The 12,314-nt window shown below is 45.9% G+C and carries 10 protein-coding genes and 1 pseudogene; 6 read left to right on the forward strand and 5 right to left on the reverse strand.

The window, feature by feature from the left end; all coding sequences use genetic code 11:
• Nucleotides 1–71: 71 nt before the first annotated feature.
• Nucleotides 72–707, forward strand: a pseudogene (locus tag QUB11_RS20770) (hypothetical protein); the annotation flags it as partial.
• 160 nt (nt 708–867) lie between these two features.
• Here the strand turns inward: QUB11_RS20770 and QUB11_RS20775 are convergent.
• From QUB11_RS20775 to QUB11_RS20785, 3 genes are all read right to left on the reverse strand, one after another.
• Nucleotides 868–2,052 carry an aspartate aminotransferase gene (locus tag QUB11_RS20775; RefSeq protein WP_333205412.1) on the reverse strand — a complete coding sequence of 395 codons (1,185 nt, stop codon included), beginning with the start codon at nt 2,050–2,052 and terminating at the stop codon, nt 868–870.
• A 99-nt stretch (nt 2,053–2,151) separates the two neighbouring features.
• The gene (locus QUB11_RS20780; protein WP_333205411.1) at nt 2,152–3,297 is read right to left on the reverse strand and encodes an iron-containing alcohol dehydrogenase family protein; all 1,146 of its coding nucleotides are present in this window, start codon (nt 3,295–3,297) and stop codon (nt 2,152–2,154) included.
• Between the two features lie 274 nt (nt 3,298–3,571).
• Nucleotides 3,572–3,748, reverse strand: coding sequence for an element excision factor XisI family protein (locus tag QUB11_RS20785; protein WP_333257200.1), 177 nt, complete (start codon nt 3,746–3,748; stop codon nt 3,572–3,574).
• 259 nt (nt 3,749–4,007) lie between these two features.
• Here QUB11_RS20785 and QUB11_RS20790 point away from each other — a divergent pair, with 259 nt between their 5' ends.
• From QUB11_RS20790 to QUB11_RS20805, 4 genes are all read left to right on the forward strand, one after another.
• Nucleotides 4,008–4,784 (forward strand): GIY-YIG nuclease family protein, encoded by a 777-nt coding sequence (locus QUB11_RS20790; RefSeq protein WP_333205410.1) that lies wholly within the window; start codon nt 4,008–4,010, stop codon nt 4,782–4,784.
• 215 nt (nt 4,785–4,999) lie between these two features.
• Nucleotides 5,000–5,419 (forward strand): GIY-YIG nuclease family protein, encoded by a 420-nt coding sequence (locus QUB11_RS20795; RefSeq protein ID WP_333104206.1) that lies wholly within the window; start codon nt 5,000–5,002, stop codon nt 5,417–5,419.
• A 5-nt stretch (nt 5,420–5,424) separates the two neighbouring features.
• Complete coding sequence (locus QUB11_RS20800; RefSeq protein ID WP_006631417.1) at nt 5,425–5,631, forward strand: hypothetical protein; 207 nt, start codon at nt 5,425–5,427, stop codon at nt 5,629–5,631.
• Between the two features lie 190 nt (nt 5,632–5,821).
• Nucleotides 5,822–6,466, forward strand: a complete 645-nt coding sequence (locus QUB11_RS20805) for a peptidase M15 (RefSeq protein ID WP_333391606.1) — start codon at nt 5,822–5,824, stop codon at nt 6,464–6,466.
• On the opposite strand, the gene QUB11_RS20810 is transcribed toward QUB11_RS20805, so the two are convergent.
• Together QUB11_RS20810 and QUB11_RS20815 are read right to left on the reverse strand one after the other, a co-directional pair.
• Complete coding sequence (locus QUB11_RS20810; protein ID WP_333391607.1) at nt 6,467–8,152, reverse strand: DNA repair helicase XPB; 1,686 nt, start codon at nt 8,150–8,152, stop codon at nt 6,467–6,469.
• A gap of 428 nt (nt 8,153–8,580) precedes the next feature.
• Nucleotides 8,581–10,446: a hypothetical protein gene (locus QUB11_RS20815; protein WP_333391609.1), complete on the reverse strand. Its 1,866-nt coding sequence runs from the start codon at nt 10,444–10,446 to the stop codon at nt 8,581–8,583.
• A 376-nt stretch (nt 10,447–10,822) separates the two neighbouring features.
• Here QUB11_RS20815 and QUB11_RS20820 point away from each other — a divergent pair, with 376 nt between their 5' ends.
• The gene (locus QUB11_RS20820) at nt 10,823–12,247 is read left to right on the forward strand and encodes an aspartate ammonia-lyase (protein ID WP_333391611.1); all 1,425 of its coding nucleotides are present in this window, start codon (nt 10,823–10,825) and stop codon (nt 12,245–12,247) included.
• The last annotated feature ends 67 nt before the right edge of the window (nt 12,248–12,314 follow it).

Below are 12,314 nucleotides of genomic sequence, written 5' to 3' on the forward strand. Positions count from 1 at the left end.
GCTGATTTTCTCTGTTTGACCCTCACGAGTGAGTGTCAGTAACATGATACCTCATCTTTCAGAGAAAGGCTATAGCTGACGAGATTTCCGCTGAAATGCGCCGAGTTGTGGAATTTCTCAACGAACAAATGGACCCGGTTGAAGTTTTGGCCCTGGAAATTAAGCAGTATGTAAGTGAAGATGGTTTAAAAACGCTGGTTCCCAGAGTCATCGGTCAGACAGCGGAAGCACAGCAGAAAAAATCCAGCGCAACGCGCGAAAGAAGGCGGTGGGATGAATCTTCATTTTTTGCGGAAATCAAAGCTAGACGAGGCGCGGACGAGGCGCAAATGGCAAAAGCAATTTACCTTTGGGCAAAAAGTCAAGAACCCGAAGTTCAAATCCAGTGGGGAACGGGGGACGCCTACGGCGGTTTCGCGGCTCAATTGCCTCAAAAGGGAAGAAAACCCTATCAGTTATTCACTGTAGATATTGCTGGTCGAATGGAAATTTCTGCTGATAATTACGGTTCTCAGCCACCGTTTAATGCGGAACAAAATTGGCTGGAATTGAGAAGTAAGCTGAGTGCGATCGGTCTGTCGCTACCTATAGAACCGGGCGAGAGAAGGTCGCCGAGTCTGGCTTTGTTTACTTTGCAAGACGAATCTGCCCTCAAGCAAGTTATGGAAACTTTTGACTGGGTGATTGAGCAAATTAAAACGTTATAGTCAGTAGTCAGTAGTCATTAGTCATTAGTCCTGGGTAGTTAATAATTGGTTACGATCGCCAACAAATAACAAATAACAAATAACAACTAACAACCCACAAATAACCAATAACAACTAACCACTAACAAGTAACAACTGGCTAATGACTAATGACCAATGACTATTGATAGCGAATGTTTGCTTGTTTCAAACGCCGCAATGCTTCTCCCAGTCGATCGCAATCTGCAATTAAACTAATTCTCACATATCCTTCGCCGCCCGGCCCAAAAGCATTACCAGGAGTCACCACAACACCCGTTTGCTGCAAAACATTCAGGGCAAAATCAGTCGAACTCATGCCGCGAGTGCAGGGAACCCAAAGATACATTGCAGCCAAAGGTTTAGGAATATTCCACCCTAATTCTGCCAATCCTTCCACCATGAAATCCCGGCGAGTCCTGTAACGATTCTGCACTTCGTGCAAGTAACTATCGGGCAATTGCAGTGCTGTTTCTGCTGCTGTTTGCAATGCGGAAAATATACCGTAATCTAGGTTAGTTTTTAATGTCCGCAAACCTTGAATAATTTTGCTATTTCCTACTACAAAACCGACGCGCCAGCCGGCCATATTGTAGGTTTTGGACATGGTGTGAAATTCGACACCGATTTCTTTACCGCCGGGAATTTCTAATAAACTTGTTGGTTGATAGCCGTCAAAGGCTAATTCCGCATAACACAAATCGTGAACTAGCAAAATTTGATGTTTGTGTGCGAAAGCCACAATATCTTTGTAAAATTCGCGGGGTGCAGTTGCTCCAGTCGGATTGCTGGGATAATTGAAATAAAGTATTTTGGCTTGTTCGGCTACGCTGTCGGGAATGTCGGCTAAGTCAATTACCCAGTCATTTTCTGGTTTGAGGATGATGTTGTGAACTTTTGCACCAGCGATGATTGGCCCGCGAAATAATACGGGATAAGCAGGACTCGGTACTAATATTAAGTCCCCTGGATTGATATAGGCGATCGCAAAATGTGCTAAACCTTCTTTAGAACCCAACAGAGGCAATGCTTCGCTTTCTGGATCGAGTTCAACATTGTAGCGACGGCTGTACCATTTAGTAATAGTACGGCGAAAACTGGCAGTTCCTTCAAAGGGTGGATAGCCGTGATTTGCAGAATTTTGGATGGCTGCGACGGCGGCTTCTACTACTGGTTGAGGAGTGGCACCGTCGGGGTTTCCCATTCCTAAGTCTATTAAATCGAGTCCTTGTTCGCGGGCGCGGGCTTTGAGTTCGTCGAGACGGGCAAATACGTAGGGCGGTAGTTTTTGCAACCTGTCAGCAGGGGTAATCCAATCCAAGGTCATTTATTTTTTGTCAGTTGTCAGTTTTCCTGGTTTGTAGTAAGGACTTTCGTCCTTGCTAGCACAGCCTTTTCAGGACTTTAGTCCTTACTACAAACTGTTTTAATTCTTAATCTTTAATTCTCCCACAGGTGCGGTGGTAGAAACCATCGCTGCCATTAATTGTTGGGGAACAACTTTAAAAGGCAGTCGGTGGATGTCGGAATTGGGATTGCAGGCTATGTCGGCGGCGCGCTGTAATTCTGCTATGGTAATGTCTCCGAGTCCGAGGTTGTCTAAAGTTTGGGGTAATCCAATCTCGGCGTAGAATTTTAGCAGTTGCTGTCTGGCGCTAGCGGCGAGTTGATTGTTTTGCAGCATTTCTTCTAGTCGCAGTTGTACTAAAATGCCGTAGGCGACTTTTTCGCCGTGCAATGTGCCGTGACTTGCTAATAGATGAGTTAGGCCGTTGTGGACGGCGTGGGCGGCGACGGTGCGACATTGGGCGCCGCCAATTCCGCCGATTACTCCTGCTAGCAATACGGCTGCATCTGTGACTTCTTGCCAGGTTTCGCTACCGGGTTCTTTGAGGGCGGCGGCTGATTTTTGGAATAAAATATCGCGTAGTATTCTAGCTTGTTGAACGGCGGAAATGATCAGGGTTTGTTCGGAGTGTCCGCTGCTGACTGATGCTTCGTACCATTTGGCGATCGCATCTCCAATTCCTGCTACTAATGTCCGCTGTGGTGCGGTTTGAATTAAGCCGTAGTCGAGTATTAATAAGTCGGGACATCTGGCTAATGTGACATCGTATTGGAATGCACCTTGTTCTGAATAAATGTTAGAAAGGGCTGTCCAAGCGGCACAGGTTGCTGCTGATGTGGGTATTGTGACGATCGGGATTTTGCACTGATGGGCGACGAGTTTGGCTGCGTCTAAGGCTTTGCCGCCGCCGACACCGATGATGAAGTCGGCTTGATGGGTTTGGGCTGCTTCGCGGAGGGATTCGAGGCTGGTTTCGCTGCAATCCTTGCCGTATGCTGTTTCGGCGGATTTTAACTGCTGCTGTTCGAGGATTGGTTGCAGGTACGGTTGGGCGGCGGCGAGGGAGTTGCTGCCGCCGACGATTAGCGGCCGCTTTCCGAAACGGGCGATCGCATCTCCGGCTTGTGCTAAGGCCGATCGACCTCGCAATACACAGGCGGGAGCAATTGTCAAGGAATAAATTGCAGTTGGGGTGGCGGTTTTAGTGCTTTGGGTTTGAGTCATCGAACCACTGGATAAGTGACGAGAAGGTTGACGCTTTGCAGGATTGCTGGATTTTCTAGGATAACTCTAACCTATGTTGGGCGATCGGGTAAGTTTTGTAAAGTTTTTATTAAGTATTGTGCGGGGTTGGGGGATGGGAGGGGGGAGTTGAGGGGCGATCGCGAGTATTCACCCAATTGTAGGCTTCCAATTCGATCGTTTTAATGATTTATGTTGCATAGTGCTGAAAGGACAGATGCTTTGTTTCAGCATAACAATTGTCGATCGAAGGGCTTTACAGTGTTTGATAGGTTCTTTGTTGATCGCTGTTGTCCAGGAAGGAGCTAGTCACGATATGCTCTGCTTTTATACCAGCCTTAATCAATAATTGGCTTAAACCTTTCTCGAAGTTATCCTCTTCAATTATAACTTGATTATCGACTAAACGAGCATGAAACAGAATCTTGTCAATGCTTCATTAAGAAAAGGAGAGTCTGACGGGGAGTAAGAAGGGTTTGACATACATGAGCAACTTGGGGTATTGTGTGGTTATATGATGTATGTATTGTACAATGTCTGCGACACAATTATACGTTCGACTGCAGAGTTACCAGTAGGAAATAGCCGCAAGCTTGTTTATTGGATACCAGTCTCGACAGATTTGTGTTGGGTTAGCTAAAATATGCCAAATTGCAACTTAAAATTTAAGCCAGCAACAAAGGAGTAAGTGATTGAAACCTACTTGCCATGTCTGTAAAAAACGGATTGAGGATAACAAAGGAACTTATTGGATAAAAGGAACAGGTGGTATTTTTGCCAGAGGTGTATATCCTAGTACATTAGTGTGTGCACATTGGGGAAAATGTGCGAAAGCTTTAGGTACATACTTTGACCAATTTCCTCCAGATGAGAAGGGAGAGCGATGGTTTTGGGGCCATTTACCCTTCTTCACTCAATCCGCTGAGAAAGTAACTGATGACGATAAATTTATTTATGTTCTAAAGTCGAACAAATATTACAAAATAGGCATTTCTAAGGAAGTTGCAAAAAGGATGCGGGAACTGCAAACAGGTGATCCAGTTAAACATTTATTTGTTTGCTCTTCTTTTTTTGAAAATGCACCTAAATTTGAAAGTAGTTTACATGAAGCTTTTCACGAGTATCGAGTAGGAGGCGAGTGGTTTGAGTTGCCACCTGAAAAGCTAGAAGAGCTCATTAAAATTTTAGAAAACAAGGATTTTATAATGCAGGTTCCACCACTAGACAATATAGTCTACTATCCTCCCAATACACGTGTTTTATGGCGTAATCAGCCCGGTATTGTACATAGTTTAGTTATTAAATCCTATAAATATGAGGTTGGCTACAATATAGTGCTTGACTCCCAAAGTTGTAGAGATGAGCCAGACGTAACCAATTCAGGCTATGACGAGTTGATTTTAGAAGATGCTCGAATACCAAGTGTAGAAGGTTACGAGGTCGAAACCCTCGATCCAAATTATGTCTGAGGATGACATAACGTCTTTAGTCGCTCAACAGGAACTTTACATTTTTCCCGACAGGTGAAACCCGATCGCCCGCAACTTCCCTCGATCGATCGCCCGTTTCCCATATCCTAGAAAAACACAGCCACGGCCAAGGCTCAAATCAGCTCGTGCGCGATCGCCTTCTCTGTGCGATCGCGCAGGAAACGATCCCTAGTGGATGATGGTTGTAACAGAATTTGTGGGATTATGATTTCTGTGCAATCAGCCTTCTTGCCTTCATGCCAACGAATGATTCTGACCTACAAATCCAAGCGCGAAGAATTCTAGACGCGATCGCTTTCATTCCTTTTGAGCAATGTCAACCCTTGACCCGTGGGTTTGAGAGCATTCCTGCGCGTCCTGGCATTTATGCAATCAGGCACAGAACTGATGGATTGCTCTACATCGGTAAAACCAAGAGCTTACGAGGTCGCTTCAGTGGTGGGCACAAAGCTTTTTTGTGGGCATGGCTCGATAAATATAGCGATGAAGACATACGGATTGCAGTACAGACAATTTCTCACTGGCAGAACCCTGCGTTACTATTGGAGCTAGAAGCCATCATTCTAAGAGCTACTGAACCCCCTTACAACGTCCAAATTCCAACTGAGATGTAAATGCCATGCAAGCCAAACTTCAAGAGCAACTTTCCCTCGCTGATGCCGAAGTTATTTTAGGACGTTTTCCTGAACGAATTCGTGCTGCCCTAATTGCTCGTGCTGCTGAAATTGAATACCCAATCGAAGCAGTCATTGAGATGGCGATCGCTAGTTTCCTTGACACAGAGGCATTAGGTTTTGCAGATTGCAAACCAGGACGCGGACAATAACAGCGTCAAGTGGCGATCGCCGCGATCTAACAACCCGGTTGGAGCGGACTACCGAAAGATATTGGTGGTGATGCAAAAGTTATTTCTAGCCACTCAACCGGAACGTTGCTTTTGGGTGCAACAATGCTTCTAAATTATCTGCCAGTGTTTAACATTAAGCTATTCACCTCTAATTACTGGAGTTCAATCTATGAGAAAGCCACAAACTGTTAAAGCTTTGGAAGACCTAGGACGGGTTCAACTCTCTAAGAGTTTTTTCATGCGTGAGTTTCTTTATTCAGAAATCTCTCAAATTGAAGGTATCCCTAACATTCCTAGCGATCCTGACTTGGCGATCGCAGCAGGAAAGAATTTGTGTGAGAGGGTGCTTGAACCAATTCAAGATGCGCTTGGTCGGATTAGTATCCGCTCAGCCTATCGTTCTTGTGCGGTGAACGCCAAAGGAGCAGAGAATAAAAATCAGTACAACTGTGCCAGTAATGAGGCCAACTATGCAGAACATATCTGGGACGTAAAAGATTCAGAGGGGTATATGGGAGCAACAGTATGTATTATTGTTACATCATTCATCCCTTACTATGAACGCACTCAAGATTGGACAGCACTGGCATGGTGGATACATGACCACATTGATGCTTATGCAGAAATGACCTTTTTCCCAAACTATGCAGCGTTCAACATTAGTTGGCGCGAGAATCCTAATGTTTCAAAAGTAATTTATAGCTACGTAGAAAACCCGCACACTGGTAAGAAGAGCGGGTATCTGACAAAGCAGGGGATGGATAATTTCTTAGGTTTGCATGAGCAGTTTTACCAAGAATTTATCGATCGCTGACTAAGCATCGCCTTGAACTTCTATGCGATAGTTGTAGCCCTGTTCGGTGAGGAATAGTTGGCGGTGTCGGGCAAAATCTTCCTCGCAAGTTTGTAGCGATACTAATGTATAAAAGCTGGCATTGTGTCCGTCGGGTTTGGGGCGGAGAATTCGTCCGAGGCGCTGCGCTTCTTCTTGGCGAGATCCATACTTTCCCGATACTTGAATCAACACATCGGCATCGGGTAAATCGACGGCAAAATTGCCCACGCGAGATAGAATTAATCCGGGAATCTCTTTGTGACGGAATGCTTCGTATAACCGATCGCGCTCTGCCTGTTTTGTCTTCCCCGTAATCAGAGGCAATTGGGTAATGTTGGCGATCGCATCCAACTGTTCGAGATACTCACCAATAATTAAAATACGGTGTCCCGCCTCTTTTTGCAATAAACCTTGCACCACATCCAACTTACCCGGATTTTCCGCAGCAATCCGAAACTGGCTGCGGCGGGGCGCTAGGGCATATTCCATTTTTTCCGCCTCATTTTGGGCGACGCGGATTTCCGTACAATTGGCAGTGGCAATAAATCCCTGTCCTTCCAATTCGCGCCAAGGTACGTCATAGCGCTTGGGCCCAATCAACGTGAATACATCGCCTTCTTTCCCGTCTTCGCGAATCAATGTCGCCGTTAAACCTAACCTGCGTCGTGCTTGTAATTCAGCAGTGATCCGAAATATCGGTGCAGGTAATAGATGGACTTCATCATAAATAATCAGTCCCCACGATTCGGCGTTAAACAACTCGAAATGCGGGAATTCATCATCTTTATTCGATCGATAACTTAGCATTTGGTAAGTCGATAGGGTGACAGCAGCCGTCTGTTTGGTGACACTGCTGTACTCAGCGATCGCATCCTCCGTTAAACTCGTTTTGTCTAATATTTCCCTGCGCCACTGGTGCACAGAAGTTAAACTGCTGGTGAGGATGAGTGTCTTTTGCTTTATCAAACTCATCGCTAACATCCCGACTATGGTTTTACCAGCCCCGCACGGTAGGACGATCGTCCCACTTCCACCTTTTACCTCCCCGTCCTGATAGAATGCCTCTGCAGCTTCTTGTTGATAAGTACGCAAGTTAAAGGGCAAATCTGTTAGAGTACGATCGCGCAAAGAAATCCCTAATTCGGCACCCTCCACATATCCAGCCAAATCTTCTGCCGGATAGCCAACCGCTAGTAAAGCTTGCTTGAGTACGCCGCGATTCCCGGCATCGACTTGAAAACAAAGATCCGAGATGCGCTTGCCCAACATTGGTTTGACGCGATCGTCCCGTACCAGCAATTCCGCTAGGGGCAAATCGGCAATTCGCAGTTGTAAATCGGGGCTAGCCGCATCGATTCTTTCAATTACAGTTAATCCATACCGCGCCCCCAACAGTTCAATTTCCTGCGCTACGGACTCAGGAATGGCATACTTGGCATACTTTCGCAAAGCTGCGATCGCGTCTTCAACTGGCATTCCCGCCGCCCGCGCATTCCACACGCTGAGGGGCGTGATGCGATAGGTGTGGATGTGTTCGGGACTTTTGATTAATTCGGCAAAGGGGGCGATCGCTTCTCGCGCCTGTTGTGCTGTGGGGGCGTGAACTTCTAGTAAGATCGATCGATCGCTTTGCACGATCAAAGCATTTTCGGGAACATAATTCATAAGAAGAAGGAAGAGGGAAGAAGGAATGCACTACACGGATTAACACGGATACACGGATTAATTATTAGGCTTGTCTCAAATGCGATCGGGAAGAAGGAAACTATTTTAGATACTTGTAGGGGTGAAGCAGTCGGGCGATTGTCCCTGCAATAAATTTCAGGATTTGTATCGGGCTGCTGCACTCTGGCGCGAGTGCGATCGATACCATCGGACAGGATTTTATACCACTTTTAAACGAAATAACAGTATTCTTGTCCCCCCCGCAATGCAGCGGGGGGGCAAGGGGGGGCTAGGGGGGGTCAAAGAGTGTTGCACGATTTTAGAGAAATGGTATTACTATTTATCCCGCATTCTTGTCCCCCCCGCAATGCAGCGGGGGGGCTAGGGGGGGTCAAAGAGTGTTGCACGATTTTAGAGAAATGGTATTACTATTTATCCCGCTGGGGTAAGACGTAGCCGATCTGCCGCAGGGCGTTGCGAAATTTAGTTTCCTGGGATAATGGAACTGCTAAAGTGCTAGCGCCCGCTAGCTGACAGAATTTTTTGGTACGGGAATCATTGGCAATCAACAATGCTAAATGGGCGTTAGTACATTCGATTAACTTGACAGTTCCTGCATCTTGCAAACTATTCGATCGTTCTGTAATATCCGTCAGAAATTGCTGTACGGTTTCGGGTAGCGGTTCGATACTTCTTGTCTCTAAAACTTCTTTAAATTCTGCTAGCGGGTATCCGGCTTCAATGGCGGTAAATAGCTTTTGTCGATCGAGTTGCCAGACGACATCTGAAACTTTTTTAGCATAGAGATCGAGGACGATCGCATCTGATGTCGCGATGGCTTCTCCTGCTACAACAATATCTAAATTGGGCAGTACGCGGAGTGTTTGACGGAACTCAATTGCTGGCGGGGTGTAATTTTGAGTCAATCCCAAACAGTAAGCCCCCAAAGCTGTCAGGCGAAAAGAGATTAAGCCGTCGTAGCGACTGAGAAATCTCAAATCGTCCGTTCCCCAAAGATCCTCAAAATCGCTGGGTACGAGGGACGGATCGGCATAGGCAACATCAATTATTCCCAGGGTAGCAACATACTCAAACAACAGGCAACGCATATATCTTTCTTGCAGAATATGCCAATCGTGACTGCCCGAATATCCTAAGTTACCATACCCAAATTCAGAAATATACAGATTGTCGGGATCGCGCGTTACTTCAAACCGATTGCCCGTTGCCAACATATACCTGCTAAATTCGCTAAACAGAACCCATTTACCGACGGGACATTCTGCTAGCCTTGAGGCGATCGCCTCTCTCCGCCCCGCCACCGCTGTCATGCCGCGCGCGCCCTTGCCGGTTTGTCCTTTAATCGCATCAATGCGGCGAAATTCATCAAAAGTGTTTGTTTTTAACCAGCGCTTCCATGCTGTCTGTAATCCTGTGCTAGGTGATTCCTGCAAAGCTTTCTGTCCCGCTTTGGTCAAGACTAGCTTTTTGCCCGATAGTTCGGCGAATTTGCTCGCTTGGGCGATCGCGGCCCAAGCAAAGGATTTGATGTTACCAACCTCGTAGAATATATCGCCCTTTTCCAAGGTAGATTGGCGCTGTTCGTCGTTATAAAAATCACCACCTTGCAATACGGCGGCGATCGCTTTCTGAGTTGTGGCACCAGGTAATGCGGTTTTCTCACTAACGGCAACTTTGCCCGACTGAATCAGACGCAAAACAGCTTCCAAATCCTTTGGGGCAGCCCGTTCCATTTCAAAAATTGTCAAAGGAAGTTCGTACTCGGATACCTCTTTTTGATATGTACGAAAGTTATGTTTTTCTACACGAACCATAAAATTCTCTGGCAGTACATCGCCAACCAGATTTAAGGAAATTCCTTGAGGTTTTGGCACAAACTTCAGCAATTTTTCTTCCAGATCGTAGGGTATCGCAGTGCCGTAGAAGAACAAGGATAGTAGGGAGGGTTCTCGGTTGTATCCATAGCGATCGCTCTTTCCCCAGTCTGGTTGTTGTCCGTATTTCGCCATAAATACATCGGCATCATAGCCACCACTTGACCCATGTATAACTTCCGCTACGGCCGCTTTTTGCAAATCGTCTAATTGCGCCCAAACTTGCTTAAGTTTTTCTCCCTGCATTTGCTGTTTAATCCCAGCAACCAGGTCAGCTTTGCGGGTTAATTTACGATGGCCCGGCAACAGTGCATTCAGCTTTTTTAGATCTTCAACAATTATTCCTTCGAGTGCCTCTTGGAGGGTAGGAACATCATCTAGGGTTTGGTAACGCGGCATAATTTTTGGCAATTCGCCTGCTGCAAAATTGTTTGTGCTACCAAATATAACAACTTTCCCCGATTTGTAATTTGAATTTTTGTTACAAAAATCAGAAGCCTGGTTTAATATTTATTGTTAAACAGGCTAATATTATCTAATAAAGTACAAAATTAGGCAAACTAAAAAACTCCGAATTACACAATGACTATTCACAAATTGAGGGAAAAATCTTAAATTAAGATTTGAGCTTTGAGATTTAACTCGGAGTGTGAGATAATTATTTACAATCGTGACTTGTGTTTTACTGCACCCCCGGCGGGTGCAGCAAAACAGGAGTGGCAGTCAGCATTATTAAAAAAAAGTCCCAATTCCTAATTCTCACAAACCAGACGATATGACTCAAAAGCCAACCGCAACCTATCGCACCGAAAGCGACTCGATGGGAGACAAACAAATCCCATCTAATGTCTATTATGGCATCCAAACTCTAAGGGCTATTGAAAATTTCCCGATTAGCGGCATTAAGCCTTTATCAACATACGTTGATGCTTGTGTTTTAATTAAAAAAGCAACGGCGATCGCCAATGGCGAACTCGGCTGCATTCCCCAAGACATCAGTCAAGCAATTGTCCAAGCAGCAGATGAAATCCTAGCTGGCAAATTGCGCGATCAATTTGTAGTTGATGTCTACCAAGCCGGCGCCGGAACTTCTCACCACATGAATGTTAATGAAGTTCTTTCAAATCGCGCTTTGGAAATTATGGGCGATGAAAAAGGCAACTACAAGCGCGTCAGTCCTAACGATCATGTAAACTACGGTCAATCGACAAATGATGTGATTCCGACGGCGATTCGGATCGGCGGATTGTTGGCGTTAGAAAAAACTCTGTTTCCGGCTTTGTCGGAGGCCGTAGTTGCCCTTGAAAACAAAGCAGAAGAATTCAAAAATATTGTTAAATCCGGCCGCACTCACCTACAAGATGCCGTACCTGTTCGACTCGGCGACACCTTCGGCGCTTGGGCGCAAATTCTGAAAGAACATACCTTGAGAATTGACAGGGCATCCGATGATTTGACATCCCTGGGATTGGGGGGAAGTGCGGCAGGAACAGGGTTAAATACTCACCCTGAATACTGTCAAAAAGTTGCTGATATTCTCTCAGAATTAATCGACCACCCCCTGAAACCAGCAAAGCATTTAATGGCTGCTATGCAGAGTATGGCACCATTTGTAAATGTGTCCGGTGCACTGCGAAATCTCGCTCAAGATTGCGTTAAAATGTCCCACGACTTGCGTTTGATGGACTCCGGGCCGAAAACGGGTTTGAAAGAAATTCAACTGCCTCCTGTGCAACCTGGCTCGTCCATTATGCCGGGAAAATACAATCCTGTGATGGCAGAAATGACATCGATGGTGTGTTTTCAAGTTATGGGTTACGATAGCGCGATCGCCCTTGCCGCCCAAGCGGGACAATTAGAATTGAACGTGATGATGCCCCTGATTGCCTACAATCTCATTCACAGCATCGAAATTTTGGGCAATACCATCAGCGCTTTGACTACACAATGCCTCGCCAAAATTGAAGCTAAGGGCGATCGGTGTCTCGCTTATGCTGAAGGTAGTCTCGCCCTCGTTACCGCCCTCAACACTCACATCGGCTATCTCAACGCCGCCGCTGTCGCCAAAGAATCTCTAGAAACTGGCAAATCTTTGCGGCAAATTGTGCTAGAACGGGGTTTAATGAGTGCAGAAGACTTGGCAAAAGTTCTAGATTTAGAGAAAATGAGTGCGATGCCAACATCTTCTGCTAACGTATAGGCGATCGCAGGAATCAGCTAGAAACTAGAAGGCTGAACTCGATTTAATTCTGCCTTCTGCCTTCTGA

The sequence above is a fragment of the Microcoleus sp. B6-A1 genome (assembly GCF_036705085.1).
Taxonomy (GTDB): Bacteria; Cyanobacteriota; Cyanobacteriia; order Cyanobacteriales; family Microcoleaceae; genus Microcoleus.

Excerpts from the sequence above, each read along its gene's own strand:
- QUB11_RS20805 (WP_333391606.1), top strand. The coding sequence starts at position 5,822 with ATGAGAAAGCCACAAACTGTTAAAGCTTTGGAAGACCTAGGACGGGTT.
- QUB11_RS20815 (WP_333391609.1), bottom strand. The coding sequence starts at position 10,446 with ATGCCGCGTTACCAAACCCTAGATGATGTTCCTACCCTCCAAGAGGCA.
- QUB11_RS20800 (WP_006631417.1), top strand. The coding sequence starts at position 5,425 with ATGCAAGCCAAACTTCAAGAGCAACTTTCCCTCGCTGATGCCGAAGTT.
- QUB11_RS20780 (WP_333205411.1), bottom strand. The coding sequence starts at position 3,297 with ATGACTCAAACCCAAAGCACTAAAACCGCCACCCCAACTGCAATTTAT.
- QUB11_RS20820 (WP_333391611.1), top strand. The coding sequence starts at position 10,823 with ATGACTCAAAAGCCAACCGCAACCTATCGCACCGAAAGCGACTCGATG.
- QUB11_RS20810 (WP_333391607.1), bottom strand. The coding sequence starts at position 8,152 with ATGAATTATGTTCCCGAAAATGCTTTGATCGTGCAAAGCGATCGATCG.
- QUB11_RS20775 (WP_333205412.1), bottom strand. The coding sequence starts at position 2,052 with ATGACCTTGGATTGGATTACCCCTGCTGACAGGTTGCAAAAACTACCG.